The sequence below is a fragment of the Leisingera daeponensis genome (assembly GCF_019801465.1).
GTDB classification, from domain to species: Bacteria; Pseudomonadota; Alphaproteobacteria; order Rhodobacterales; family Rhodobacteraceae; genus Leisingera; species Leisingera daeponensis_A.
Genome location: NZ_JAHVJA010000010.1, coordinates 1 through 25,564 on the forward strand (window position 1 = coordinate 1; position 25,564 = coordinate 25,564).

General features: G+C 62.5%; 25 protein-coding genes. 9 read left to right on the forward strand and 16 right to left on the reverse strand.

Annotated features, from left to right (window positions below; translation table 11 throughout):
* The 8 genes from KUV26_RS17990 to KUV26_RS18025 form a co-directional block, all read right to left on the reverse strand.
* Positions 1-116, reverse strand: a 116-nt coding sequence (locus KUV26_RS17990) for a formate--tetrahydrofolate ligase (RefSeq protein WP_222477505.1), incomplete at its 3' end; no start/stop codon positions are given.
* 295 nt (positions 117-411) lie between these two features.
* Positions 412-1,743, reverse strand: a complete 1,332-nt coding sequence (glnT, locus tag KUV26_RS17995; RefSeq protein ID WP_222504621.1) for a type III glutamate--ammonia ligase — start codon at positions 1,741-1,743, stop codon at positions 412-414.
* Between the two features lie 76 nt (positions 1,744-1,819).
* On the reverse strand, positions 1,820-3,151 hold the full coding sequence (locus tag KUV26_RS18000; protein ID WP_222509411.1) for an FMN-binding glutamate synthase family protein: 1,332 nt from the start codon (positions 3,149-3,151) through the stop codon (positions 1,820-1,822).
* A gap of 18 nt (positions 3,152-3,169) precedes the next feature.
* Positions 3,170-3,853, reverse strand: coding sequence for a GXGXG domain-containing protein (locus tag KUV26_RS18005; RefSeq protein ID WP_222504623.1), 684 nt, complete (start codon positions 3,851-3,853; stop codon positions 3,170-3,172).
* Between the two features lies 1 nt (position 3,854).
* On the reverse strand, positions 3,855-4,751 hold the full coding sequence (locus KUV26_RS18010; protein ID WP_222509412.1) for a class II glutamine amidotransferase: 897 nt from the start codon (positions 4,749-4,751) through the stop codon (positions 3,855-3,857).
* Positions 4,752-4,884: 133 nt separating this feature from the next.
* Positions 4,885-5,100, reverse strand: coding sequence for a hypothetical protein (locus tag KUV26_RS18015; RefSeq protein WP_222504625.1), 216 nt, complete (start codon positions 5,098-5,100; stop codon positions 4,885-4,887).
* Between the two features lie 11 nt (positions 5,101-5,111).
* The gene (locus tag KUV26_RS18020; protein WP_222504626.1) at positions 5,112-6,485 is read right to left on the reverse strand and encodes an ammonium transporter; all 1,374 of its coding nucleotides are present in this window, start codon (positions 6,483-6,485) and stop codon (positions 5,112-5,114) included.
* A gap of 343 nt (positions 6,486-6,828) precedes the next feature.
* Positions 6,829-7,002: a hypothetical protein gene (locus KUV26_RS18025; protein ID WP_222504627.1), complete on the reverse strand. Its 174-nt coding sequence runs from the start codon at positions 7,000-7,002 to the stop codon at positions 6,829-6,831.
* A gap of 35 nt (positions 7,003-7,037) precedes the next feature.
* On the opposite strand from KUV26_RS18025, the gene KUV26_RS18030 reads away from it, so the two are divergent.
* The 4 genes from KUV26_RS18030 (at position 7,038) to KUV26_RS18045 (ending at position 10,877) form a co-directional block, all read left to right on the forward strand.
* Positions 7,038-8,174: an aminomethyltransferase family protein gene (locus tag KUV26_RS18030; protein WP_222509413.1), complete on the forward strand. Its 1,137-nt coding sequence runs from the start codon at positions 7,038-7,040 to the stop codon at positions 8,172-8,174.
* 71 nt (positions 8,175-8,245) lie between these two features.
* Positions 8,246-8,857, forward strand: coding sequence for a dimethylamine monooxygenase subunit DmmA family protein (locus KUV26_RS18035; protein WP_222504629.1), 612 nt, complete (start codon positions 8,246-8,248; stop codon positions 8,855-8,857).
* Positions 8,854-9,819 (forward strand): PDR/VanB family oxidoreductase, encoded by a 966-nt coding sequence (locus KUV26_RS18040; protein WP_222509414.1) that lies wholly within the window; start codon positions 8,854-8,856, stop codon positions 9,817-9,819. Before KUV26_RS18035 ends, KUV26_RS18040 begins: the two co-directional genes overlap by 4 nt.
* Positions 9,820-9,830: 11 nt before the next feature.
* Entirely contained in the window at positions 9,831-10,877 is a 1,047-nt protein-coding gene (locus KUV26_RS18045; protein WP_222504631.1) for a heme-dependent oxidative N-demethylase family protein, read from the forward strand.
* Between the two features lie 210 nt (positions 10,878-11,087).
* On the opposite strand, the gene KUV26_RS18050 is transcribed toward KUV26_RS18045, so the two are convergent.
* Entirely contained in the window at positions 11,088-11,744 is a 657-nt protein-coding gene (locus KUV26_RS18050; RefSeq protein WP_315900141.1) for an XRE family transcriptional regulator, read from the reverse strand.
* A 512-nt stretch (positions 11,745-12,256) separates the two neighbouring features.
* On the opposite strand from KUV26_RS18050, the gene KUV26_RS18055 reads away from it, so the two are divergent.
* Entirely contained in the window at positions 12,257-12,982 is a 726-nt protein-coding gene (locus tag KUV26_RS18055) for a FadR/GntR family transcriptional regulator (protein WP_222504632.1), read from the forward strand.
* Between the two features lie 6 nt (positions 12,983-12,988).
* Here the strand turns inward: KUV26_RS18055 and KUV26_RS18060 are convergent, their stop codons facing one another.
* The gene (locus KUV26_RS18060; protein ID WP_222509415.1) at positions 12,989-14,290 is read right to left on the reverse strand and encodes an ABC transporter substrate-binding protein; all 1,302 of its coding nucleotides are present in this window, start codon (positions 14,288-14,290) and stop codon (positions 12,989-12,991) included.
* A 162-nt stretch (positions 14,291-14,452) separates the two neighbouring features.
* Between KUV26_RS18060 and KUV26_RS18065 the strand changes: the two genes are divergently transcribed.
* The 3 genes from KUV26_RS18065 to KUV26_RS18075 all read left to right on the forward strand — a co-directional run bounded on the left by KUV26_RS18065 (position 14,453) and on the right by KUV26_RS18075 (position 17,537).
* Complete coding sequence (locus tag KUV26_RS18065; protein WP_222509416.1) at positions 14,453-15,799, forward strand: NAD(P)-binding domain-containing protein; 1,347 nt, start codon at positions 14,453-14,455, stop codon at positions 15,797-15,799.
* Between the two features lie 102 nt (positions 15,800-15,901).
* Positions 15,902-16,906: a GlxA family transcriptional regulator gene (locus KUV26_RS18070; protein ID WP_222504635.1), complete on the forward strand. Its 1,005-nt coding sequence runs from the start codon at positions 15,902-15,904 to the stop codon at positions 16,904-16,906.
* A 100-nt stretch (positions 16,907-17,006) separates the two neighbouring features.
* On the forward strand, positions 17,007-17,537 hold the full coding sequence (locus tag KUV26_RS18075; protein ID WP_222509417.1) for a hypothetical protein: 531 nt from the start codon (positions 17,007-17,009) through the stop codon (positions 17,535-17,537).
* Positions 17,538-17,544: 7 nt separating this feature from the next.
* On the opposite strand, the gene KUV26_RS18080 is transcribed toward KUV26_RS18075, so the two are convergent.
* On the reverse strand, positions 17,545-18,525 hold the full coding sequence (locus tag KUV26_RS18080; protein WP_222504636.1) for a sterol desaturase family protein: 981 nt from the start codon (positions 18,523-18,525) through the stop codon (positions 17,545-17,547).
* 100 nt (positions 18,526-18,625) lie between these two features.
* Between KUV26_RS18080 and KUV26_RS18085 the strand changes: the two genes are divergently transcribed.
* The gene (locus tag KUV26_RS18085; RefSeq protein WP_222504637.1) at positions 18,626-19,570 is read left to right on the forward strand and encodes a LysR family transcriptional regulator; all 945 of its coding nucleotides are present in this window, start codon (positions 18,626-18,628) and stop codon (positions 19,568-19,570) included.
* 36 nt (positions 19,571-19,606) lie between these two features.
* Here KUV26_RS18085 and KUV26_RS18090 read toward each other — a convergent pair whose 3' ends face one another.
* The 5 genes from KUV26_RS18090 to hpaR form a co-directional block, all read right to left on the reverse strand.
* The gene (locus KUV26_RS18090) at positions 19,607-20,188 is read right to left on the reverse strand and encodes a sarcosine oxidase subunit gamma (protein ID WP_222504638.1); all 582 of its coding nucleotides are present in this window, start codon (positions 20,186-20,188) and stop codon (positions 19,607-19,609) included.
* Positions 20,181-23,192 carry a sarcosine oxidase subunit alpha family protein gene (locus KUV26_RS18095; RefSeq protein WP_222509499.1) on the reverse strand — a complete coding sequence of 1,004 codons (3,012 nt, stop codon included), beginning with the start codon at positions 23,190-23,192 and terminating at the stop codon, positions 20,181-20,183. The genes KUV26_RS18090 and KUV26_RS18095 overlap by 8 nt, the downstream gene beginning before the upstream one ends.
* Before the next feature lie 11 nt (positions 23,193-23,203).
* Positions 23,204-23,491 carry a sarcosine oxidase subunit delta gene (locus tag KUV26_RS18100; protein WP_222504639.1) on the reverse strand — a complete coding sequence of 96 codons (288 nt, stop codon included), beginning with the start codon at positions 23,489-23,491 and terminating at the stop codon, positions 23,204-23,206.
* A 16-nt stretch (positions 23,492-23,507) separates the two neighbouring features.
* A complete protein-coding gene (locus tag KUV26_RS18105) occupies positions 23,508-24,758 on the reverse strand; it encodes a sarcosine oxidase subunit beta family protein (RefSeq protein WP_222509500.1) in 1,251 nt (416 codons plus the stop codon).
* 273 nt (positions 24,759-25,031) lie between these two features.
* The gene (hpaR, locus tag KUV26_RS18110; protein WP_222509418.1) at positions 25,032-25,472 is read right to left on the reverse strand and encodes a homoprotocatechuate degradation operon regulator HpaR; all 441 of its coding nucleotides are present in this window, start codon (positions 25,470-25,472) and stop codon (positions 25,032-25,034) included.
* Between the last annotated feature and the right edge of the window lie 92 nt (positions 25,473-25,564).

Here is a 25,564-nt window from a genome sequence, read left to right on the forward strand (position 1 = left end):
TTGTCATGGCCGTAGGGCAGCAGGTCGCTGTCCGAAATCCCGATCTTCGCGCCAATCTCCTGGATCGGCTTCTTCTGCGCCTCACGCGCAATCTCGATGTCACTCTTGTAGCTCATGGCCATCTCCCTGCTGCCATCCGTTCCGGTTCACGCCCCGAAGCAAAGCTTCATTACGAGGCAAGATATATTCCTATTACTCAATTTATTTTCCTGACCGTCAACACCCTGCCGCCCTGTTTTCTGTGTAAAACCGGGCATTTTCCGCATTTCCGCCGCCAATAGGAAACAGCCGGTATTTCACCCCGGGTGAACACGGCGCATTTGCGGCATGCGCTGCCGCAAACAAAAGGGCCCGGGCATTGCCCGGGCCGTGCAGGGTCCGGCCTGACGGCCGGACAGGGGGAATCAGTGTCTAGATATCCAGCGTGTTATCCTTCTCCCAGCGGGAGAAATGGTTGACGAAGGAATTCCACTCCTGCTGCTTCATCTTCAGGTAAGCAGTGGAGAACTCTTCACCCATCATCGCCTTCAGGCCATCGTCCTTGTCATAGAAACGCAGCGCATCCAGCATGTTGAGCGGCAGTTTCGGCGCATCCGTGATCTTGTGGCCTTCCGCATACATGTCGATGTCGTGGCGCGGGCCCGGATCAGCCTTGGAACGGACACCCGAGAGGCCGGCCGCGATGATCACGGCCTGCAGCAGATAGGGGTTCACCGCCCCGTCCGGCAGGCGCAGCTCGAACCGGCCCGGGCCGGGGACGCGCACCATATGGGTGCGGTTGTTGCCGGTCCAGGTCACGGTGTTCGGTGCCCAGGTGGCGCCGGACGTGGTGCGCGGCGCATTGATCCGCTTGTAGGAGTTCACCGTCGGGTTGGTGATCGCCGCCAGGGCCGAAGCATGCTTCATGATGCCGCCCAGGAAGTAGCCGCCCTGCTGGGAGAGGCCCAGCTCGGCAATCTGGCCCTCGCCCTTCTCGGCCGCAAAGACGTTGGTGCGGGAATCCTTGCCCGGCGCGTCCCAGACCGAGATATGCGCATGGCAGCCGTTGCCGGTGAGGCCCTCAACCGGCTTGGGCATGAAGGTTGCGCGGAAGCCGTGCTTCTCTGCAACCGATTTCGCCATGAACTTGAAGAAGCTGTGCTTGTCCGCGGTTGCCAGGGCGTCGTCGAAGTCCCAGTTCATCTCCCACTGGCCGTTGGCGTCCTCGTGGTCGTTCTGGTAGGGGCCCCAGCCCAGCTCCAGCATGTAATCGCAGATCTCGCGGATCACATCGTAGCGGCGCATCATCGCCTGCTGGTCGTAGCAGGGCTTCTCCGCAGTGTCGTGATCGTCCGAGATTTCCTCGCCGTCCGGGGTCAGCAGGAAGAACTCGGCCTCGATGCCGGTTTTCACATGCAGCCCTTCGTCGGCGGCTTCCTTGATCAGGCGGCGCAGCACGTTGCGCGGCGCCTGGGCCAGGTCCTTGCCTTCCATCACGCAGTTGGCCGCCACCCAGGCGACCTCCGGCTTCCATGGCAGCTGGATCACCGAGGACGGATCCGGCACCGCCAACATGTCCGGGTGCGCCGGGGTGAGGTCAAGCCAGGTGGCAAAACCGGCAAAGCCGGCCCCGTCTTCCTGCATATCCGCGATCGCCTCTGCCGGCACCAGTTTGGCGCGCTGGCCACCGAACAAATCGGTGAAGGAGATCATGAAGTATTTGACGCCTTTTTCTTTAGCGAAAGCAGCCAGATCTGTCGTCATGGTCCTACTTCCTTTCCCTGTTGAAGGTGTTTGTTGTGGGACGCGGCACCGCAGGGGGCCGCGTCCCGGCAATAACTCAGAACCCTGCCTTGCCGGGGTACCAGTCGGTACCGGCCAGCGGCACGCGCGCCATAGCGGCGGCCTCCATGGTCAGGGCGCACAGGTCCTCGGGCTCGAGGTTGTGCAGGTGGTTGTGGCCGCAGGCACGGGCAATCGTCTGCGCCTCCAGCGTCATCACCTTGAGATAGTTGCGCAGGCGGCGGCCCGCATCAATGGGGTCCAGACGCTTCATCAGTTCGGCGTCCTGGGTGGTGATCCCGGCCGGGTCCTTGCCCTCGTGCCAGTCATCATAGGCGCCGGTGGTGGTGCCCAGTTTCTGGTACTCGCTCTCCCATTTGGGATCGTTGTCGCCCAGGGCGATCAGCGCCGCGGTGCCGATAGCGACGGCGTCTGCGCCCAGCGCCAGCGCCTTGGCCACGTCTGCGCCGGTGCGGATGCCGCCGGACACGACCAGCTGAACCTCACGGTGCATGCCCAGATCCTGAAGCGCCTGAACGGCAGGCCGGATACAGGCCAGAGTCGGCAGGCCGACATGCTCGATGAACACATCCTGGGTGGCAGCGGTGCCGCCCTGCATGCCGTCCAGGACCACCACGTCGGCGCCCGCTTTCACCGCCAGAGCAGTGTCATAATAGGGGCGGGTGCCGCCGACCTTCACATAGATCGGCACTTGCCAATCGGTGATTTCGCGCAGCTCGAGGATCTTGATTTCCAGATCATCCGGCCCCGTCCAGTCGGGGTGGCGGCAGGCGGACCGCTGGTCGATCCCTTTGGGCAGGCAGCGCATTTGCGCGACCCGGTCGGAAATCTTCTGGCCCAGCAGCATGCCGCCGCCGCCCGGCTTGGCGCCCTGGCCGACCACAACCTCGATCGCATCGGCCTTGCGCAGATCATCAGGGTTCATGCCGTAACGCGACGGCAGGTACTGGTACACCAGCTTGGAAGAATGGCCGCGCTCTTCCGGGGTCATGCCGCCGTCACCGGTGGTGGTCGAGGTGCCGGCAGCAGAGGCGCCGCGGCCCAGGGCTTCCTTGGCCGGGCCCGACAGCGCGCCAAAGCTCATGCCGGCGATGGTGATCGGGATGTCCAGCTCGATCGGCTTCTTGGCAAAGCGGGTGCCAAGAGTCACCTTGGTTTCGCATTTCTCGCGATAGCCTTCCAGCGGGTAGCGCGAGACCGAGGCGCCGAGAAACAGCAGGTCGTCAAAGTGCGGGACCCGGCGCTTGGCGCCGCCGCCGCGGATGTCATAGATCCCGGAGGCCGCAGCGCGGCGGATTTCCGCGTTGATCGGGTTGGAGAAGGTCGCCGACTGAATCGGGACCGTGCGGGGGATGTTATTGCTATCCATGTCTGTTGATCCCTGTCCTTAGTACGCTTGCGCGTTGTCGACGTCGAAGTTGTAGAGCTTGCGGGCCGAGCCGTAGCGCTTGAACTCTTCCGGTTTGGCATCCGCGCCGGCCCGGGCCAGGAGATCCTTGAGGACCTCGATGTGCTCGGGGCGCATTTCCTTCTCGATGCAGTCGGCGCCCAGGCTCTTGACCGAGCCGCGCACAAAGAAGCGCGCCTCGTAGCAGCTGTCGCCCAGCGCATCACCGGCATCGCCCAGCACCACCAGGTTGCCGGCCTGCCCCATGAAGGCGCACATGTGGCCGATGTTGCCGTGCACGACGATGTCGATGCCCTTCATCGAGATGCCGCAGCGCGACGAGGCGTTGCCCTTGATCACCAGCAGGCCGCCCTGGCCGGTGGCCCCGGCGTACTGGCTGGCGTCGCCTTCCACGATCACGGTGCCGGACATCATGTTTTCCGCCACACCCGGGCCAACCGAGCCTTTGACCGTCACGGTCGCCTGCTGGTTCATGCCGGCGCAGTAGTAGCCGGTGGAGCCCTTGATCGTCACTTCGGCGGGCGAATTCAAACCCACGGCAATGGCATGGCTGCCCTTGGGGTTGACGATTTCCCAGGCAGTCTTGTCGGAGCTGCCGTTGAGTTCCTGCAGGGCCGCGTTCAGACCGCGCAGGCCATTTGCTTCAAGGTCGTATGTCTGCATCTTAGTGGTTCCAGAAGTAAACGGTTGCGGGTTCGGGCTCCCAGACTTTGGCGTCTTCGATGCCCGGCAGGTTCACCAGCGCGCGGTATTCACTTCCGAAAGCCACATACTGGTCGGTCTCGGCCATAACGGCGGGCTTGCAGGCGATCGGGTCGCGGACCACGCCAAAGCCGTCCTTGGTGCCCACAACGAAGTTGAAGAAACCGTCCAGGTCCTCAAGGGTCCCTTCCAGCGCTTCGCCCAGAGTGGCGCCGTTCTGCATCTTCCAGGTCAGATAAGCGGCACCGACCTCGGTGTCGTTCTGGCTTTCGATGCGCACGCCCTCGCGCTGCAGCCGGCGGCGGAGAGAGTTATGGTTGGAGAGCGAACCGTTGTGCACCAGGCACTGATCCAGGCCGGTGGAGAACGGGTGCGCGCCCTCGGTGGTCACGGCGGATTCGGTCGCCATACGGGTGTGGCCGATGCCATGGGTGCCGCTCATGCCGCGCACGTCAAAGCGCTCCGCGACTTTCTCCGGCAGGCCGACTTCCTTGTAGATCTCGATCGCTTCGCCTGCGCTCATGACCCGCAGGCCGGGGCGCAGCTCTGCCAGCGCGGTGCGGGCTTCCTCTTCCTTGCCCGCAGGCAGGTTCAGAACCGCGTGGGTATCGATCACCCGGATCGACACTTCACCGCCCAGCGCCTCGGCCAGGGCGCTATCCAGCCCGCCGAAAGCCTCGCCGGGCTTATCCGACTGAACAGTAAGCTTGGTGCGCCCGTCGCTGTTGGCGCCGTAGATGGCGATACCGGCGCTGTCCGGACCGCGGTCCGTCATGGTGATGAGCATATCGGTGAGCATATCGCCCAGCTTCGGCTCAAGTGATTTGTCTTTCAGAAAAAGACCGACAATCCCGCACATGGGTGTGCCTCCTGGTTTTCAACTCGAATCAACGCTAGCAGTTTGCGCTCACCCGTTCAACTCTTATGAAACTTATTTTCCTTAGAAGGAAGAAAAAGGCGCGCCGAGTTGGCGCGCCTTCTTGGGTTTCAAGTCAGTACTTCTCAAGCAAGGAGGTTATTTTCTCCTTGTCTCCTATGTTCTTAGCCTTCTGCAGATGCTCGCCTTCGCGGACAAACTGGATCCTGTGCCAGCCAATCCAGAAGATCACGCCGAGAACCACCATCAGACCCTCTGACCCTTGGAAGGGATACACCGCCCCCACCTCTGCCAGGTCCACTGCCCAGCTGTCGTAACCGATCGTAGACATTTAAGTTCTCCTTATTCTGCCGGAACTTTACCGATGTTCAGCGCAGCCTTGTCGGCTTCGATAATTGCGGCTTTTGCTTCCTCGTAGGCGTGGTGTTCCGCGTAATCGAGACCTTGAATCTCGACCTCCGCAGGGATTCGCAAAACCCCCATGGCGGCCTGGATCTTCGAGATCACGAAGGCAGGCAGCCAGCCGAGCACAAAGAACATGATGACGGCACCAAGGGTCTGGCCGACCGGATTGACGGTTGCATAGCCCTCATAGGGAGAGCTCGGCGCGCCCCACAGCAGGAAGCCTGCGATGATCAGCCCGACGATGCCCGAATAACCGTGCACGGCAACGGCCCCGACCGCATCGTCGATCTTGAACGTGCGTTCGACCCAGTAGTGCAGATTGTAGACGATCACGACACCAACCGCGCCAACCAGCATCGCCTGGATCGGGTGATACAGATCATTGCCGGCAGAAGCCGTGATGATGCCCGCCAGGCCGCCGGAGAAGGTCCAGAACGCATCGCCCTTGGAGACCACATAGGCTGCCATCAGGCCGCCGGACAGCGACATCAGGAAGTTGAAGGTGATCGCGGACAGCGAGGTTGGCGCCAGATAGATATTGGTGGCCGTCCAGGTCTCGCCGGTCAGCAGGCCTCCGATGCCCTCGGGCGAAATCGCCGGGATGTTGCAGGCCGCGTAGAAGCCCCAGAAACCCGAATAGATCAGGAAGATGCCGATGGTCAGCATCCACGGGTTATGCGGTGGAATATCACGCGGGGTGCCATCGGCGGCAAATTTGCCCAGCCGCGGCCCCAGCACCATGATGACGCCCAGCGCATAGCCGCCGGCAACCGCGTGGATCACACCCGATGCATAGGCATCGTGATAGCCCAGGTATTTGACCATCCAGCCCTCGGCATGCCAGCCCCAGGCGGCATCGATGATCCAGAACACCGAGCCGATCATGACCGCGTGCACCCACAGAGCGGATGAGCGGATCCGTTCAATGACTGCGCCGGACACGATCGAGGCCGCTGTCCAGGAGAACAGCAGGAACGCTGCCCAGAACACACCGGTGATCCGGTCCGAAAGGTTGGTGCCCATGTTTTCCGACCACGGCAGGTTCGCCGCGCCGGCTTCATGGTTCAGCCCGCCGAAGAACGGGAAGCTGGGGAAGGCCCAGTAGATCCACCAGCCGAAGAAGAAGAACGTCACTGTGACCAGCGGAATGATCATGATGTTCTTCATCAATGTGTGCATGTGGTTGCGGTGGCGGCTGGCGCCGACCTCGTACATGCAGAACCCCACGTGAATGAGGAACATGAAGACAACGGTCACCCAGTAATAGAACTCGGTGAACACCGTTGTTAACGCGTTCAGATTTCCATCCAATGTTTTGCCCTCCTGTTGGCACTATCCCGGACACTTTTTGCCTCTTGGGAAAATTATTTTCCTATATTATTGAGTCTCAGCGGGCCGAGCTGTCAATAATCATGTGAAAAATTGTTACCCTTAGGGAAATCCCCTCCGGCAGGGGCCGGCTCCCTCCGCTCTGCTCCGGTTCCCCTAAACCCCGGACTTCCCAAGGCGAAACGCTGATTACCATGCGGCAGCTGGCAGCCGCGGGTGACTTGCGGACACTCCCGGCAATCGGGACAAACCAGCGCCTGATTGCGACGGAATCACGCGAATCTCCGGCACGCCCGTCAGCGATTCTCACTCCGGACGGGTCAAATCAGCCCTCCTGCAACCCCAAGCCGAGACCCAAAAAGACCATTTCAGCCCAGTCCATGCCGCAAAGCCGTTCGAATCCAGCCTTTTTAGCAAAATCTTTTTCCTGATAGGAATAATCGTTGACAGGAAGCCCCCTCCCTTGGCTAACTGGACCGGACCAAAGGAACCAGATCAAGAATTTTGGTCCGCACCAAAAGGGAGATTTATAAAATGACTGCATCCTGGCGCTTCTCAACCCTTGCTGACCGCCACCGGGCGATGGGTTCCGACCTGGAAGACTGGAGCGGCATGGGCACCGCCTGGACCTATGACAAGGACCAGACCGAAGAATACATGGCAATCCGCACCAAAGCGGGCTTCATGGATGTGTCCGGCCTCAAGAAAGTGCACCTGGTCGGCCCGCATGCCAGCCATGTGATCGACCGGGCCACCACCCGCAATCCGGAAAAAATCAAACCCGGCCGCAGCACCTATGCCTGCATGCTGAACGACGACGGCAAGTTCATCGACGACTGCGTCATCTACCGCATGGGCCCGAACAGCTGGATGGTCGTGCACGGCTCCGGCCAGGGCCACGAGACCCTGACCATGGCGGCCCAAGGCCGCGACGTCGACATCCGCTTTGACGACAACCTGCACGACATCTCCCTGCAAGGCCCCGCTGCCGTCGACTTCCTCGAGGAACAGGGCGTTCCCGGCATCCGTGACGTGGTTTACTTCAGCCACATTCACACCACCCTGTGGGACAAGCCGGTAACCATCTCGCGAACCGGCTACACCGGCGAGCGCGGCTACGAGATCTTCTGCCGCGGCCAGGACGCGCCGCACATCTGGGACAACCTGGTCGAAAAAGGTGCTCCCAAGGGCATCATCCCGACCCGTTTCACCACGCTCGACCTGCTGCGGGCGGAAAGCTACCTGCTGTTCTTCCCCTATGACAACTCGGAGATGTACCCCTTCGAGAACGAGAAATGCGGTGATACACTGTGGGAGCTTGGCCTCGACTTCACCGTGTCCCCGGGCAAGACCGGCTTCCGCGGCGCCGAGGAGCACTACCGCCTGAAGGGCAAGGAACGCTTCAAGATCTACGGCGTCAAGCTGGAAGGCTCAGAGCCGGCCGAAGAGGGCGCGCCGCTGCTGAAGGACGGCAAGCAGGTGGGTGTCGTTACCATCGGCATGTACTCGCCCCTGAACGAGCACAACGTGGGCATCGCCCGCATGCCGGTCGACTGCGCTGAACCCGGCGTCCAGCTGACCGTCAAGAACTCCACTGGCGAGATCCCCTGCGTTGCAGCGGAGATGCCGTTCCACGATCCGGAGAAGAAGCGCCGGACCGCAAAAGGCTGAGCCGAATCCCGGGCGTCCCCAATCCGGGGGCGCCCGCTTCCGTTCACCCGACTGCAGGAAAAGCGATCCACATGTCTAAGACCGAATTCCCCCCTTCCATCAAAAGCCGCCCCGTCTACGGCGAGCTTGAACCGCGGGCCGGCAGCGGCCACCTGATGATTGCCGATGCCGAAGGCGCCGAAGCTATCCTCGGGCTGGCAAAATCCGTTGACCCCGGGTTCTGGGCCAAGACCCACATCATCTACATCCCCAAGAAAACCGGCACCAAGTACAGCAGCCAGCTGGAGCAGCTGGGCGCCGGCCAGTATTACTGCGGCCCCTCCTACGAGGCCGCGCAAAGCCGCATCCGCCGCGCCTTGCAGAACTGCCACATGGGCACCCAGGTCTATCTGACCGGCACCGAGAGCCTGATGGGCCAGGCGATGCATGAGGCAGTCACCGCAGGCATTCCGCACACCGCGATCCAAACCGAACACCGCGGCTCGACCGCACGGCGCATGCAGTGCGTGCACTGCAAGGGCATCACCGAGGACGTCACCACCGATCCGTTCGAGTGCAGCCACTGCGGCCTGAGCCTGTTCGTGCGCGACCACTACTCGCGCCGCATCGCGGCCTTTCAGGGCGTGCGGGTGGATGCCGAAGATCCGGGCAACATCCCCGAGAAAGTGGAGCTGTTCAAATGAGTGCTGGCACCGCAAAACTGAATGTCACCGTGGCCGAGGTCAAACCGATCAACGACCTGGTCACCCGTTTCAAATTCGTCCGCACCGGCGGCGGCGACCTGCCCACTTTCTCGGGCGGGGCGCACACCGTGGTTGAGATGCAGGACGGCGACATCACCCGGCTCAACGCCTATTCGCTGATGTCCAATCCGGCCGACCGCGGCGCCTACACCATTTCGGTGCGCCGCGACGACCAGGGCCGCGGCGGCTCCAAGTTCATGCACACCAGGGTGATAGAGGGCATGGAGATGGTGATCTCCAACCCGGTGAACTTGTTCTCGCTGGATCTGCGCGCAAAGAAGCATCTGATGCTGGCCGGCGGTATCGGCATCACCCCCTTCATGGCGCAGATGCACCAGCTGTCAATGATGGACGGGCATTTCGAGCTTCACTACTCGGTCCGCACGGCCTCGCTGGGCACCTACGCCAAGGAGCTGTCTGAGCGTTATCCGGGCAAGGTCCACATCTACCACGACGACCAGAACGAGGCGATCGACCTCAAGACCCTGCTCGCCAACCAGCCGCTCGGCACCCATGTCTACGTTTGCGGCCCAAAGGGCATGATCGAATGGGTGCATGGCACCGCAGAGGCTATGGGATGGCCGCGCGAGGCGGTGCATTCCGAGGAATTCCTGGCGCCTGCCTCCGGCAAGCCTTTCGAGGTCAAATGCGCGGTTTCGAACAAAATCGTCCAGGTCGGCGAGCACCAGTCATTGCTGGAAGCGCTGGAGGCGGCCGGCATCGACGCCCCCTACCTCTGCCGCGGCGGCGCCTGCGGCCAGTGCGAGACCAATGTCATCGGCTACGACGGCAAGTTCCTGCATTACGACCACTGGCTGACCGACGAGCAAAAGGCCGGCGGCAAGCATATCATGCCCTGCGTGTCGCGCTTTGAGGGCAAGACCCTGGTTCTGGACCGCTGAGGGAGAGAGAAATGACCATTCAATTCAACGACGAAACCTTCCGCGGGGACTTCACTTTCCGCAACTCGGAATGGGCGATCAAGCGCTTCCCCTTCCCGTTCCACGAAGACAGCTACATGTATTCGGTCAACATGGAGCCGCACACCTCCTACCGGCCCGGCTCCGTGTTCGAGCGCACCTTCGATGTCGACGAGCACTATGTCTCCGAAATGAAGGACCGCGCCCAGGTACTGGCGGATGACCCGCTGCGCTGCCAGTCGCTGCCGCACATGACGCTGGCAGGCTGGGATCTGGTCGAACTGATCATGGAAGCCAAGGCGCGCGAATACCCCGACCTGTTCGAGCTGCACAAGAACGGCAACCGCTGGCGCTGGGTGAACAAGCCGCTGGGCATCGACGACACTTTCACCTTCCTCGACGAAAGCACTCTGCCCTACGGCCCGATGGAATACATCACCCGCCAGACCCAGGGCGACTTCGCGCTGCTCGACCAGCGCGACGACAACCTGTGGATGGACGCAGGCATGGTCACCACCCAGGCCGACTGGAGCCTGGATTTCGACATCGGCATGAACTTCTTCGAATGGCATGCCCCGGTGCCGAAGGCCCATGAGATGGGCATTTTCGTGCGCGCCCTCAAGTTCCTTCTGAACATCCAGCAGGGCCAGCCCGCGCGGCGCCTGAACTGGACCATGACAGTGAACCCGCTGCTCGACACCTCGCCGGAGAACTACCACAAGTGGGGCGAGATGAAGCAGGACCTCACCTTGGAGAACATGGGCAGCAAGCAGCACCTGCGGGTCGAATTGCAGACCTTCTTCCGTCTGCCGCGCTCCAACGCGCTGGTGTTCCCGATCCGCTGCTACCTGATCAGCTTCGGCGATCTGGTGACAGTGCCGAAATGGGGCCGCCGCCTGCACCGGGTGATCCGCGACCTGCCGGAGGAGCTCGCAACCTACAAGGGCTTCATCGACAACCGACCGATGATGGTGGAATGGCTGTCGCAGTATGATGACGGCAGCCCAACCTCGGACGGCATCTGGCCCGACGACGACTGATCCCGAGCGGACTAGCGGGCCGTCCCTACCCCCTGTCACTTAGGCCCGCTTCACTGACTGCCGTTGCCTCTGGCTTCGGCAGTTTCTTTTTGCCCGCAATCCGCAAGGCGGCCCTGGAAAGCAAAAGCGCCGCGCATCGCGCAGCGCCTGGCCCATCCGTGCATCAGCACCCCGGCTGCCCCGTAATAGGCGGGACGCGCCAGCCGCGCCTCAGCTCGATTGCGGGTAGGAAATGATCGACAGATACCGCGCCGGCAGCTTGACCAGCCCTTCCGGACCGTGCGGCGCATCCGCATCAAAGAACAGCGTGTCCCCCGGCTTCAGCGAAAACACCTTGTCGCCGTGCCGGTAGTCCACCTCGCCCTCCAGCATATAGAGCATCTCCACACCGTCATGCTGGAAGGTCGGGAAGACATCCGATTCCTCGGTCAGGGTGATCATATAGGGCTCCACCATGACGCCTGAGGCATTGGCGCCAAGATGCCCCAGAAGCTGATACTGATGGCCTGCCCGGGTACCTGCCCGTTCGGTTTCCGCCCCTTCGCCGGATTTGGTGTGGACCGCCTCTCGGCTTTCCTCGAAACGCCGGAAGAAGGACGTGATCGGCACGCTCAGCGCATTGGCCAGAAGCTGCAGCGTTGTCAGCGACGGAGAGGTGTTGCCGTTTTCGATCTTCGACAGCATCCCGATCGACAGCCCGGTCAGGTTGGCCAGATCCGCCACGGTGATCCCCTGCTGGCGCCGGAACGACCGCACTTCGCGCCCGATCGCAACTTCCAGAACTTTTTCCGCACCATCGCGGACCCGGTGCGGGTCTTGAGAAAGGTTATTTGCCACTGCGTCACTGTCATCTTTGAGTTTAGCCACTGTGTTATCTTCCTTATCGATGGCCTCTGACAAGCGCGCAGCAGCCGATATGTGAAAACTTTCCCCGACGCAAGGAACGGTGCGAATATTATTTTACTGTCATTACCTGTTTTTCCCAACCCTTTACCGCCAGAGGAAAGAAAATAGTTGCCACGCCGCGGCAACCGGGGCGCCTGAGCACTGCGTCCCGCGCCAGCCGGAGCCGCTGGCCTGCTACTGCTGGACCAAAAAAGCACCAATTCCAGACCCCACCGAACGCTCGGGCCAGCACGTAAAATTAAAATGACGGAAAAACAGATAGCTACGTCTGAATTTCAGAGCCGGCGGAAACACCCAAGCGCAGAACCAATTTGCGCCCCGTCCTTGCTGAGCGGCGCTGAAACCGCTAATCTGTGTGCCAGTCACCGCTGTGTGAGCCCGTTGCAGCACGGCCGCGATAACCGGCAATTGCAACACAGGCACGGCGATCAGGAGCAGGGTTTCCCGCTCATAAGGCCCGGAAAAGACAAAACATGAGCTCAGCGGAAGAAACCACTTCGCAAATTCTGACCACCCATTCCGTCGGCGCGACGGTGCAGGTGGTGATCGACACGCTGTTCGCCCGGATCAAATCCGGCAGTTACCCCGTGGACACCCGGCTGCCCTCCGAACGCACCCTGGCGTCCGAGCTGGGCGTGGCCCGCAACACCGTGCGCGAGGCGCTGGATGTGCTGGCCAGCCAGAACGTCATCCACCGCCGGGCCGGGTCTGGCAGCTTTGTGAAATTCCGGTCCGACCCCAAGCCGGAAGCCTCCTACAGCTCGCTGGCCAACGAAGTCTCACCACTCGACCACCTTGTGGTCCGCGGCATTCTGGAACCGGAACTGGTGCGCCTTGCGGTGATCAACATGACCCCGCGCCAGATCGAGGAGCTGGACCAGATCCTGTCCCGGGTCGAGGCCGTGCGCACCGATCCCGGCGATTTCATCGAGGCCGAGGAGGACCTCTACCGCAAAATCGCCGAAGGCACCGGCAACCCGCTTCTGCATTCCTGCTACGAGCTGACGATCGAGGCCTGCCGCCTGTCCTACCGCACGGCCCTGCGCCGCCGCCACCTGACACCGCAGCGGATTCAGGACTATCAGAAACGCTACAACACGCTGTTCAACGCCATTGCCTCGCGCGATGTGGAATCCGCGGTGGAATTCATCAAGCTGCACTTGATCGACGAGCAGAAACTGCTTCTGCAGGAGGTTTGACCGCGCCTATCCGTCAACCGCGCGGGAGCTGACCTCACTGCCCGGCGCATCGCTTTCCAGCCGCTGGTGCCACAGCTGCCCCAGCGTCTCCATTTCCGATTTCAGCAGGCCGGAGTGCTCCGCCAGCCAGGCGGGGATTGACTTGAATTCGGCGATCCGCGCCTTGCCCTCCCGGATCGTCACCACCGGCCAATCTCCAACCAAGGCATTGGAAATGCCGAAAATATCCTCGCCCCACCATTCCGCGTGGCCGAAGGCGTGGGTGACATGGCCAAGCTGCTTCATCGCCGCCAGCACCGATGGCGGCGCAACCGATCCGGCCTTCTCCACCGCGCTGTGCCAGATATCCAGGATCGCAACATACTCCCAGCTCACAGCCGACCAGCTGCCCGGAAATCGGCGGCTGTACTCCTCAAAGAACTTATGCGGTCGGTTGAAGAAAAACGCCTTCTCACTCAGCATCGGATCGTCAAAGTCCGGAAACTGGAACACCACCCCTTCCATGAAGTCCACTGACGTCCGCTCCACCAGCCGGTCGTAGCCATCCATGGTGCAGCTGATGATCTGCCCCCTGAACCCTTTGGCATAGGCATATTCCGTCATCGCGTGCACCATCGGCGCGTAGGAGGAGCACCAGCACAAGATATCCGCACCGCTCTCCAGCATCGGATCCACCACCGGTGCCGGATCGCTGGAACCGGGATCATACTGCACTTCCTGCAGAATTTGCTTGTCCGCAGCCTTGAACGCCGCGCGGTAAACCGCTTGCGCCGGCAGTCCGAGCAGATCCGCCTGGCTGCACAGGGCAACCGTCTTCAGCTCCGGCCTGTTCTCCGCCAGCCAAGCCACACCGGTCACATTCTGGATCGGATGCGCCTCGCTGGGAGCAATCAGATAAGGCGTGTCCGGCGACAAGTCAGTCGGCAGCAGGGTCGAGGTCAGCACCTTGTTGCGCATCAGGAAATCCCGCACCGGCGCAAAGGTATCACCCCCCAGCATCAGCATGAGCTTGACGTTGTGCTTTTGAACCAGCTCAACCGCCCCCTCCAGCGCGCGCTCCGGATCATAGCCGCAATCATAGGAGTGGATTCGGATCGGGTAGCGGCGGCCGCCGATCAGCACTCCCCCGGCCTTGTTCAGCCCGTCCTCCCAGATCCGGCAGCCGTTCAGACCAGGCAAGCCCCAGCTCTCCACCCGGCCGGAAAGCGGCCCCAAAAAACCGATATTCACTGATTCTGCCATCCCCACGGACAAGCGGGGCAGCGCTGCACGGGCAGTCAGCTGATGCACAAAACTGGTCGTCTTCATGCCCGGAATCCTACCAAGAAAACAACGTGCTTCCAGTCCAATTGCGCCAAAAATCATTCCGCATGTGAAAAAATGTTGACTTTTGGGGGCGAATTTGGACCTAATTGGACCAGACCAAATGAACCAAAACCAAATATTGGTCCGAACCAACGGGAGAACCACATGACCAAGAAACGCATTGCCATCATCGGCGCCGGCCCCTCTGGCCTGGCCCAGCTTCGCGCATTTCAATCCGCGGCCAATAAAGGTGAAGAGATCCCGGAAATCGTCTGCTTCGAAAAGCAGGACAACTGGGGCGGCCTGTGGAACTACACCTGGCGCACCGGCCTGGATGAAAACGGCGAGCCGGTGCATTGCTCGATGTACCGCTACCTGTGGTCCAACGGCCCCAAGGAAGGCCTGGAATTCGCCGATTATTCCTTCGAAGAGCATTTCGGCAAGCAGATCGCCTCCTACCCGCCGCGCGCCGTGCTGTTCGACTATATCGAGGGCCGGGTGAAGAAGGCGGACGTGCGCAAGTGGATCCGCTTCAACTCCCCGATCCGCTGGGTAGAGTACAACGAGGACAAGGGCAACTTCACCGTCACCGTGCACGACCACGCCAAGGACAGCACCTATAAGGAAGATTTTGACCACGTGATCTGCGCCTCGGGCCATTTCTCGACCCCGAACGTGCCGTTCTACCCCGGCTTCGACACCTTTAACGGCCGCGTGCTGCACGCCCATGACTTCCGCGATGCCCGCGAGTTTGCCGGCAAGGACATCCTCCTCCTCGGCGCCTCCTACTCCGCCGAAGACATCGGCTCCCAGTGCTGGAAATACGGCGCCAAGACAATCACCACCTCCTACCGGACCGCGCCGATGGGCTTCAAATGGCCGGACAACTGGGAGGAAAAACCGGCGCTGGAGTCGGTTGACGGCAACACCGCAACCTTCGTCGACGGCACCAGCAAGAAGGTCGACGCGATCATTCTCTGCACCGGCTACAAGCATTTCTTCAGCTTCCTGCCGGACGACCTGCGCCTGAAGACCGCCAACCGCCTGGCCACCGCCGATCTCTACAAGGGCGTGGTCTACGCCCATAACCCCAAGATGTTCTACCTCGGCATGCAGGACCAGTGGTTCACCTTCAACATGTTCGACGCTCAGGCCTGGTGGGTCCGTGACGCGATCATGGGCAAGATCGAGATCCCGGCGGACAAGGAAACCCTTCTGGCCGACGTTAAGGAACGCGAAGCGCGCGAAGAAGCGTCGGACGACGTCAAATACGCGATCAAATACCAGGGCGATTATGTGCTGGAGCTGATCGAGGAAACCGACTACCCGACCTTCGACGTGGCCGGCGCCTGCCAGGCCTTCTATGAATGGAAGGGCCACAAGGCCCAGGACATCATGGCCTTCCGCAACAACTCCTACAAATCGGTCATCACCGGCACCATGGCGCCCGTGCACCACACCCCGTGGAAGGACGCCCTGGACGACTCGCTGGAAGTATATCTGCAGAACTAACGGCACACCCCTGCAGATTGCCTGCGCCGTTTCCCTTCCTGTACGGCGCAGGCACCCCTTCGCCGCTGTGCGAATCTCTCTTCGCAAGCTATAATTCACCTCATGCAGCGCGATAAAACCATGACACTCGGCTTCCTGATTTTCCCCGGCTTTCCAATGGCCTGCCTGACCTCGGCCATCGAACCCCTGCGGGCGGCAAATGAAATTGCCGGCTCTGAAACCTTCCGGTGGAAACTGGTGTCCGAAACCGGCAACAGCGTGAATGCCTCGGCCAATGTGGCGTTCCAGCCCGACTGCCCCCTGGACGCGGCAGAGGACATCGACACCCTGTTTCTCCTGTCCAGCCCTCAAGGCAAATTCGACGACCCCAAGGCCTCCAACGGCAAGCTGCGCCACCTGGCCCGGCACGGCACCACCATGGGCGCAGTCTCCGGCGGCGTGTTCCCGTTGGCCCGCTCCGGCCTGCTGGACGGCCACAGCTGCTCGGTTCACTGGTGCTACAAGGCTGCATTCACTGCGGAATTCCCGTCCCTCACCACCGTTGACGACGTCATTGTGCTGGACCGCCGCCGCTTCACCGCCAGCGGCGCCGCAGCGATGTTCGACCTGTCGCTGAAGCTGATCGAACGCGCCATGGGCGACGCGGTGATGACTGAGGTCGCCTGCTGGTTCCAGCATCCGATGGTCCGCGCCGAGGGCGTGCGCCAGAAAATCCCCGCCTTCAAGACCGACAGCACCGCCGACAGCCTGCCGCCGCCGGTCGCCAAGGCGGTTGAGCTGTTTGCCGACAACCTGGAGCACCCGGTCTCGATCCGTGACGCGGCCAGCGAAATCGGCGTCTCGCCGCGCCAGCTGGAGCGCAGCTTCAAGGCCGCCACCGGCCAAAGCCCTGCCATCTACTACCGCACCCTGCGGATGAACGCGGCACGGCAGCTGGTGATGTATTCGCGCGATTCGATCACCTCGATCGCCAATGCGGTGGGTTATGCCACCTCCTCCACCCTGTCGCAGCATTACCGCGAAAGCTTCGGCGTCACCCCGCAGGAGGAACGCCGCAAGGTGAACCTGTTCAGGGTCCAGGATAACCGCCCGATCCCCTCGGCCTGACGCAAACCGGGCAGAGGCGGCGCATCGCCGCACAATCCTGGCATGCATTTTTCGGCTAGGATGGTTTCTCAGAAGAGAGTCCGCCTGCGAGGAAACGCCAATGCTGACGGCCATTGCCATCCGCCTGATCCGCCGAGCCGAAATCCGCCTTGGGGTAAAGCTGGATTACATCCGCCAGATTGCCCGGACGGATCTCGGGCTGCTCCGCCGCTACAACCGCATTTTCGGCTTTCTGGACCCCAACTGCCACGTCCCGGTGGCGGCCTATCACACCGCCAGATTGCGCGGCGCCTTGGCCGCGGATTGCGGAACCTGCGTCGAGGCCGAGGTCAGCCTGGCCAGGGCGGGCGGACTGGAAGAACATGTGATCGCCGCGGTTCTTGCGTCCGACCTTGCCGCCCTGCCGCCGGAACTGGCCCCGGTCATCCTGCTCAGCGATGCGGTCACCTCGCAGCGGCAGGACGACCTGGATGCCCGCGCAGCCATCCTCAGCCGCTACGGCGAAGCAGGGTTGATCGAGCTGTCGTTTGCGATGAACGGCGCCGCGATGCTGCCCGGCATCAAACGCGCCATGGGTCACGCTACAGCCTGCGATCTGACCCTGATGCAGCGTCTCCACAACCGTAAATGACACCAGACTAGCCGCCCATGATCCGCTTACGGCGCTTCTTGATCTCCGCATCCGCCTGCACCGTGCCATCATGGAATGAGCCGAACACCCTGTCCCACGGCACCTCGAGCGAGCCGTAATTGCATTCGAAATACCGGTGATGCATCTGGTGATGGAAGGTGCCCAGGTTCAATCTGTTACGGTCCTTCATCAGCAGCCCCTCGAACCCGGTGTGGGTGGTCGCCGCTGTCAGCGCGTTGAACTGCAGGTGGTACAGGATATGCACCGGATGCGCCGCCACCACCCAGTGGATCAGCACCGACCCCAAGAAGATCACATGCTCCACCGGGTGCATTGACATGCCGGACCAGGGGCCCACGTTAATGTTGCGGTGATGCACCGAATGCACGTGCTTGTAGAAGAACGGCATATGCAGCAACCGGTGGATCCAGTAGAAATAGAAGCTTTCCCAGATCGGGATCAGCCAGAACAGTGCGATGAACGAGAACGGATGCGCCGCCCAGGTGATCATCGGGGCATAGCCGTTGGCCATCGCCCAGAACATCAGCACCTCATAGGCGGTCCAAAAGAACACGCCGCTGGTCATGGTCCAGAACATGTTGTCGCGGATCTGCCCGCCCAGGGTGAACTGGCGGCCGTTCTTCATCAACGGCCGCGGGTCGTATTTCAGGCGCTTCCCCTGCGCGGTGAAACTGTAGAAATACACATGAAGCAGCCCGGCCACCCCACCCATCAGCACCAGGTTGCGCAGGTACATCGGCAGGATCCAGTCCAGCGCCAAATGCCGGCTCTGCTCCAGCGGCGGCTGAAGCCAGTAGAATGAGATCAGCGCGATACCGGCGATGATCAGTTTCTCCGAGATCAGAAACCAGCCGCTCAGCCACCATTTCAGCGCCGCCAACGGGCGCGGCGGCCACTGGAACAGCGGCGACGTCTGCAGCGGCAGCGGCGGCAGGTGATTCCAGCCCTTCAGTTCTTGTTCGCTCATGAAACCATCCTCTAATGGGTCCAGAGCAGAGTGCCGCGGCCTTACATCTTTATAAAACAGAACTTTTTGCTAATCTTCCTCTGAATTTCAGAGGTAAGAAATGCCCGTCACCCTCAAAGCAATGCGCTATTTCACCACCGCCCTGCGCCACGGCAACATCAGCCGCGCCGCGGAAGAGCTGCATGTGGCTGCTTCCGCCGTGTCTGCCGCCATCGATCAGGTCGAAGCCCGGTTTCAGCTGCAGCTCGCCACCCGCCACCGCGCCCGCGGCATCGCGCCGACGCGTGCAGGGCGGGAAATGGCGCGCAAGTTCACCCGCCTGCTGGAGGATTACGACACGGTCCTCGCCGAAGGCGCCGAACTGAAGCAGGAGTTCAGCGGCAGTTTCCGCCTGGGGTATTATGCCCCGGTGGCGCCGGGTTTCCTGCCTCAGATTCTGACGCCGTTCCTGGCGCCCGGCCAGAAGGTCAGCCTGGACCTCGAGGAATGCCACAACGACGCCGCCCAGTCGGGCTTGCTGGACGGCCGCTATGACGCGATCCTGTTTGTCCCCGACGGCACCTGCCCGCAGATCGAATACGAGGTGCTGCTCGAGGCCCCGGCCTATGCCCTGCTTCCCTCCGGCCACCCGCTGGCTGCGCGCAGGGAACTCAGCCTCGCGGATCTTGCCGAAGAGCGGCTGATCGCGCTGAACCGCCCGATGGTCACCGAATACCAGCAGCGCCTGTTCGAATCCCTGGGCCGCGGTCCCGACACCGTCGTGCAGGCGAATACGACCGAAATGGTGCGCTGCCTGGTGGCTGCGGGCCACGGCTGCGCGGTGCTGAACATGCGCCCCGCTACTGACCTCAGTTACGGCGGGCAGCAGTTGACGGCCCGGCCCTTGCGCGACGCCGGCGCGCCGCTGCAACTGGCCGTCGGTTACAACCGCGAAAATCCGCGCCGCATCGTCAGCGCATTTGCGGACGGCTGCAAGGCTTGGGCCGCCAGCCCCGGCGCCGCCGGTTTTGTCGTGCTGCCGCCAAACGAAACAGGCGCCCCCTGAACGGGAGCGCCAGCGCATTTTCTTCGGAGGGTTTGGTCAGATCACCGACTTGGCTGCCGCCACCAGCGCATGGTGCAGCGACCCCGCCGAGGAGCGCGGCCCGATCACCGCATACTTCTGCCCCGGCTCCTGGCACAGCAGGAAAACACCCAGATGCTCCATTGAGGTCCGGGTGGCATCACCCGCCTTGCCCGCGCGGACATTGGCATTGCACAGCCGCTCTAGCACGTCAAAACAGCGCGGGCCCTCGATGTCGAAGCGGCACCAGCCGTCGGTCTGCTCCACCACGGATCCAGCGTCACCCACCGCCTGTTTCAAATCGCCCGCCATCAGCTCGTGGCTGTCATGCGGTGCCGAAACCATCCACAGGTCCGGCCCCATCCACCAGGCGGCATAGACACCGGCTTCACTCCAGCTGGCCGGTGCGGGCAGCGCACCGCCCAGATAGGACGCCGCGGCAGATTTTACCGCCTCCTCCTGCCCTTGGCGCGCCGCCAGAGAGGCCAGCGCCCGGTCGGCGACTTCACGGATCAGCAGCCCGGTGAAGGCGTCCACCCGCGGTTCATGCCCGCCCAGCGGCGAAATGGCTTTCAGCCCATGATTATCGAACTTACCCACGGAGACGCTCCCCTTCCGGATCCACAAAATGCGCGCTGACAACTTCGACCTGGATTTCCTTGCCCTCCAGCGGATTGACCGCGCGGATCACTTCGCCCTTACGGCTGTCGCCGCTCTTCAAGAAACCGATCCCGATCGAGCAGCCGAGCACGGGCGAATAGGCGGCTGAAGTGATATAGCCCTGATCTGTGGCCGCACTGACCTCGCCATCAGCGTTCATCAGATGCGCCCCGGCCTGCACCGGATCGGCGGCATTGACCGGCTTGAAGCCGACCAGCTTCAGCGCATCCTCCTGGTTCATGCCTTCCCGTTCGCTCAGCGTGTTGCCGATGCAGTCCTTTTTCTTGCTGACCATCTTGCCCATGCCAAGGTTCAGCGCCGAGGTGGTGCCGTTCAGCTCATTGCCGGCGGCATGGCCCTTCTCGATCCGCATGACGCCCAGCGCCTCGGTGCCGTAAGGCACAGCGCCGAACTCCTCGCCCGCTTCCATCAGCTTGCGGATCATCGCATCGCCGTAACGGGTCGGGACCGCGATCTCATAGGCCAGCTCGCCCGAGAAGGAGATCCGGAACAGCCGCGCCCGGCATCCGCCCGCCACGGTGATCTCGCCGCAGCCCATGAAGGGGAACGCCTCGTTCGAAATATCGAACTCGGGGTCCACGACCTTTTGCAGAAGCTTGCGGGCATTCGGACCCGCCACCGCGAACTGCGCCCAGGCCTCGGTGGTCGAGATCAGCTGCACATCCATGTCAGGGAACAGGCACTGGCGCGCAAATTCCATGTTGCGGTAAACCAGAACTGCGTTGGCGGTGGTGGTGGTCACCACGAAATGATCCTCGGCAAAACGCGCGGCGGTGCCGTCGTCATAGGCAATGCCATCCTCGCGCAGCATTAGCCCGTAGCGGACCTTGCCGACCGGCAGCTTGGCGAAGGCATTGGCGTAGATCTTATTCAGGAATTCCGCCGCATCCTTGCCCTGCACGTCGATCTTGCCCAGCGTGGTCACGTCGCAAATGCCGACCGAATTGCGGGTCTGCAGCACTTCGCGGTCCACCGACTGGCGCCAATGGGTTTCGCCCGCCTTGGGGAACCATTGCGCGCGCAGCCACTGGCCGACCTCGACAAACACCGCACCCTGCTCCTCGGCCCATTTGTGGCTGGGGGTTTTGCGGGTGGGGCGGAATTCCTCGCCCACCGAGCGGCCTGCCATCACGCCGAAGGACACCGGCGTATAGGGCGGACGGAACATGGTGGTGCCGACCTCGGGGATCTGCTTGCCCGCCAGTTCGGCCATGATGGCCAGACCGCCCATGTTGGAGGTCTTGCCCTGATCGGTCGCCATGCCCAGCGTGGTGTAGCGCTTCAGGTGCTCGACAGAACGGAAGTTCTCCTGGTGCGCCAGCTTCACGTCCTTGACGGTGACGTCGTTCTGCTGATCCAGCCAGGCGCGGCCCTTGCCTTCCTTCACGTACCAGAAGGGGGTCACGTTGACGGGCGCGTCCTCGGCCTCGGGCAGATCACCGGCCTTGGTCTCGATGCCCAGTTCCGACAATGCGGCCACGGCACCCTCGGCACCGGCGCGCAGCGCGGCGGCGGTGGAGAAATCGCCATTGGCGGCACCGGCCACCGACATGTTCTGCGGCAGTTCGCCCGCAGGGACAAAGGCGGCAATATCCTCGCGCCAGGCCGGACGGCCGCGCTGGTGGCAGGTCAGATGCACGTTCGGGTTCCAGCCGCCGGAGACCGCCAGCGCGCCGCAAGGCACGTCGCGGGTGGTGCCGTTGGCCAGACGCACGCGCGCCCACTCGAGACCCAGCCGCCCCTTGGTGTCGATCACCTGAGCACCGGCAAACAGCTCAGCCCCCTCGACCTTGGGCGCATCCGGGCGGGTGTCGATCACCGCGGTGACTTTCACCCCCTTGGCGATCAGGTCCGCCGCGGTGCGGTGGCCGTCGTCGTTGTTGGTGAAAACCGCAACGGTCTGATCCGGAGTCACCGCCCAGCGGTTGGCATAGGCGCGCACCGCACCGGCCAGCATAACACCCGGACGGTCGTTGTTCTCAAACGCGATCGGCCGCTCGGTGGCGCCCGCCGCCAGCATTGCCCGCTTGGAGTAGATCCGCCACAGGATCTGCCGCGGCTTGCCCGCTTCCGGCGCCAGCACGTGATCGGAAACCCGCTCCACCGCGCCATAGATGCCGTGGTCAAAGGCGCCGATGATGGTTGTGCGCGGCATCACCCGCACATTCGGCATCGCCGCCAGCTCCGCCTGCGCCTGCTCAACCCAGGCCGCGCCGGTCAGGTCGCCAACACCAAAGGTTTCCGCATTGAGGCGCCCGCCGAGCAGAAAATCCTCATCCGCAATGATCACCTGCGCCCCGGCACGCCCGGCAGTCAGCGCCGCCATTAGGCCGGTAGGGCCGGCACCGATCACCAGCAGGTCGCAATGCAGGAAGCCCTTGTCATAGGCGTCCGGGTCGGCCTCGAAACTGATGCTGCCCAGGCCCGCCGCCTTGCGGATGATGGGCTCGTACAGCTTTTCCCAGAACGCCGCAGGCCACATGAAGGTCTTGTAGTAGAACCCGGCTGTCAGGAAGTTCGAGAACCGGTCGTTGATCGCCATGAAGTCGTGCTGCAGCGACGGCCAGCGGTTCTGCGAATTCGCCTCCAGCCCATCATAGAGCTCGGCCACGGTGGCGCGGGTGTTCGGCTCCTGCCGCCCGCCGCTGCGCAGCTCGACCAGCGCGTTCGGCTCTTCCGAGCCGGAGGTCAGCACGCCCCGCGGGCGGTGGTATTTGAACGAACGGCCCATCAGCCGCACGCCGTTTGCCAGCAGGGCCGAGGCCAGCGTGTCGCCCTCAAACCCCTTGTAGCTCTTGCCGTCAAAGGTGAAGGTCAGCGCCTTGCTGCCCTTGATCAGCCCGCCGTCCAGGCGGTTCACCTGCACCCCTTTGCGGGCACCGGTGCTGCCGTCGGCCTGAAAGGCCACGCGGCCGGCATTCATCACTGCATCAGTCATTTGCTGCGCCCCCTCGCCCGGGCCACATCGCGGGCCAGTTCGACATTCAGGATTTCATGGGTCACGGTGTTGCGGGTCACCACCAGCCAGGACCGGTCGCCCTGCTCGTGGAACCACAGCTCGCGGTGCTCGCCCGCCGGGTTGTCGCGCAGGTACAGATAGTCGTGAAACTGATCCGCGGCATTCTCGGCCTGCCAGTCGGGACGGTCGATCAGCGCCGCGTCCCCCAGGTAGGTGAACTCCTGGCTGTCCCGCGGCCCGAGGATCGGATGGTTGATAATCATCGCTGTCTTCCTTCCCTCAGTGCAGGTTCGGCTGGGCGCCCTGGCCCTTTTCGTCGATCATGCAGCCGCGGCGGAACCGGTCGAGCCGGTAGGCCGAGGCCACCTTGTGCGGCGTGTCCGTCGCCAGCAGATGCGCATAGCACCAGCCCGAGGCCGGGGTCGCCTTGAAGCCGCCGTAGCACCAGCCGCCGTTGAAATAGAGCCCGTCGATATGGGTTCTGTCGATGAAGGGGGAGCCGTCCATCGACATGTCCATGATACCGCCCCAGCTGCGCAGCATCCGCACCCGGCCCAGCGCCGGGATCAGCGCCATGCCGCCTTCCATCACGTCCTCGACCACCGGCAGGTTGCCGCGCTGTGCATAGGAATTGTACATGTCCAGATCACCGCCAAACACCAGCCCGCCCTTGTCCGACTGGCTGCAGTAGAAGTGGCCCGCGCCAAAGGTGATGACCCCGTCCAGCACCGGCTTTAGCCCCTCGGAAACAAAGGCCTGCAGCACGTGGCTCTCGATCGGCAGGCGCATGCCCGCCTTCTCCATCACCCGGCTCGACGAACCTGCCACGCAGCTCGCCACCTTGTTGGCGCCGATGAAGCCCTTGGTGGTTTCCACGCCCAGGCACTTGCCGTTCTCGATCTTGAAGCCGGTCACTTCGCAGTTCTGGATGATGTCGACGCCGCGCAGGTCGGCGCCGCGGGCATAGCCCCAGGCCACCGCATCATGGCGCACGGTGCCGCCGCGGCGGTGCAGGAGCCCGCCCTTGATCGGGAAGCGCGCGTCGTTGAAGTTCAGGAACGGATACATCGCGCGGACGCCATCGGTGTCCAGCAGCTCCGCGTCCGACCCGTTCAGGATCATCGCGTTGCCCCGCCGCCGCGCCGCATCGCGCTGCGCATCGGTGTGCACCAGGTTCAGAATGCCGCGCTGGCTGACCATGGCGTTGTAGTTGAAGTCCTGCTCCAGCCCTTCCCACAGCTGCAGCGACAGCTCATAGAACGGCTCATTGCCGTCCAGCAGGTAGTTGGAGCGGATGATGGTGGTGTTACGGCCCACATTGCCGCCGCCGATCCAACCCTTTTCGATCACCGCAACATTGGTGATGCCGTGGTTCTTGGCCAGGTAGTAGGCCGTCGCCAGCCCGTGCCCGCCGCCACCGATGATCACCACATCGTAGCTTTTCTTGGGTTCCGGATCGCGCCAGGTGGGGCGCCATCCCTTGTGGCCCGTCAGGGCCTCCTTGATCACTTTCAGGCCGGAGTACCGCATGATGTCCTCATCAACTGTCCCCGGCAGATTGAGTGAGAAATGCGTCACGTCACAGGGGGATTTCGGACATCGGCAGCGCCATATGCGTCACAAGCGGAATATCACCAATGCGGACACAGCACTCAAAGGCATGGCTCCGCGGGCTCAACATGGATTTATCCGGCTGATATTACTTCAATAATTGCTGAATTTGAGCGAAAGAAGCCGAAAGGCGGGACAAACCCCGTTTGCGTCACGCACCCCGCCATCCGCGCCAAATGCGGCAGGACCGACTCACTCCGGCATTTCGATCTGATCCAGCTCGTTCAGCAGATCCAGCAGCGCCTCATAGCGCTCCGCGCCCATCTTCAGGCGGGTCTGCTCCATCAGCTCCAGACTGGCCTCAAGATTGTCGGCAATGACCTTCTCGCCCGCAACCGCAATCTGGACCACCTGCCGGCGGCGGTCCTCCTTATCGCGCTCCCGGCTGATCAGCTGCTTTTCCTCCAGCTTCTGCAGGATCCGCGTCAGGCTGGGCAGCAGCAGACAGGCCTTGTCGGCAATCTGGGTCGGGTCGATCGGCCCGCTCTCCTGCACCACCCGCAGCACGCGCCATTGCTGCTCGGTCAGGCCCGCCCCGCTCAGCAGCGAACGGATCGGACCCATTACGCGCTCCCGCGCCCTCAGCAGGGCAATCGGCAGCGAACGGTCGGTGGAGGGCATCATCCTGGTCATACCCGATTATCACCCCGCTGCCGGCTAAACGCAATTGCGGCTTGGGTTTCTTCTGCTTGACTCCTGGCATCACAAATGCTACACATGTTAAG

Bases quoted from the DNA above. Each gene is read 5' to 3' on its own strand.
- glnT (WP_222504621.1), bottom strand. From the start codon at position 1,743: ATGACGACAGATCTGGCTGCTTTCGCTAAAGAAAAAGGCGTCAAATAC.
- KUV26_RS18000 (WP_222509411.1), bottom strand. From the start codon at position 3,151: ATGGATAGCAATAACATCCCCCGCACGGTCCCGATTCAGTCGGCGACC.
- KUV26_RS18005 (WP_222504623.1), bottom strand. From the start codon at position 3,853: ATGCAGACATACGACCTTGAAGCAAATGGCCTGCGCGGTCTGAACGCG.
- KUV26_RS18010 (WP_222509412.1), bottom strand. From the start codon at position 4,751: ATGTGCGGGATTGTCGGTCTTTTTCTGAAAGACAAATCACTTGAGCCG.
- KUV26_RS18015 (WP_222504625.1), bottom strand. From the start codon at position 5,100: ATGTCTACGATCGGTTACGACAGCTGGGCAGTGGACCTGGCAGAGGTG.
- KUV26_RS18030 (WP_222509413.1), top strand. From the start codon at position 7,038: ATGACTGCATCCTGGCGCTTCTCAACCCTTGCTGACCGCCACCGGGCG.
- KUV26_RS18035 (WP_222504629.1), top strand. From the start codon at position 8,246: ATGTCTAAGACCGAATTCCCCCCTTCCATCAAAAGCCGCCCCGTCTAC.
- KUV26_RS18040 (WP_222509414.1), top strand. From the start codon at position 8,854: ATGAGTGCTGGCACCGCAAAACTGAATGTCACCGTGGCCGAGGTCAAA.
- KUV26_RS18045 (WP_222504631.1), top strand. From the start codon at position 9,831: ATGACCATTCAATTCAACGACGAAACCTTCCGCGGGGACTTCACTTTC.
- KUV26_RS18055 (WP_222504632.1), top strand. From the start codon at position 12,257: ATGAGCTCAGCGGAAGAAACCACTTCGCAAATTCTGACCACCCATTCC.
- KUV26_RS18060 (WP_222509415.1), bottom strand. From the start codon at position 14,290: ATGAAGACGACCAGTTTTGTGCATCAGCTGACTGCCCGTGCAGCGCTG.
- KUV26_RS18065 (WP_222509416.1), top strand. From the start codon at position 14,453: ATGACCAAGAAACGCATTGCCATCATCGGCGCCGGCCCCTCTGGCCTG.
- KUV26_RS18070 (WP_222504635.1), top strand. From the start codon at position 15,902: ATGCAGCGCGATAAAACCATGACACTCGGCTTCCTGATTTTCCCCGGC.
- KUV26_RS18075 (WP_222509417.1), top strand. From the start codon at position 17,007: ATGCTGACGGCCATTGCCATCCGCCTGATCCGCCGAGCCGAAATCCGC.
- KUV26_RS18080 (WP_222504636.1), bottom strand. From the start codon at position 18,525: ATGAGCGAACAAGAACTGAAGGGCTGGAATCACCTGCCGCCGCTGCCG.
- KUV26_RS18085 (WP_222504637.1), top strand. From the start codon at position 18,626: ATGCCCGTCACCCTCAAAGCAATGCGCTATTTCACCACCGCCCTGCGC.
- KUV26_RS18095 (WP_222509499.1), bottom strand. From the start codon at position 23,192: ATGAATGCCGGCCGCGTGGCCTTTCAGGCCGACGGCAGCACCGGTGCC.
- KUV26_RS18100 (WP_222504639.1), bottom strand. From the start codon at position 23,491: ATGATTATCAACCATCCGATCCTCGGGCCGCGGGACAGCCAGGAGTTC.
- KUV26_RS18105 (WP_222509500.1), bottom strand. From the start codon at position 24,758: ATGCGGTACTCCGGCCTGAAAGTGATCAAGGAGGCCCTGACGGGCCAC.
- hpaR (WP_222509418.1), bottom strand. From the start codon at position 25,472: ATGACCAGGATGATGCCCTCCACCGACCGTTCGCTGCCGATTGCCCTG.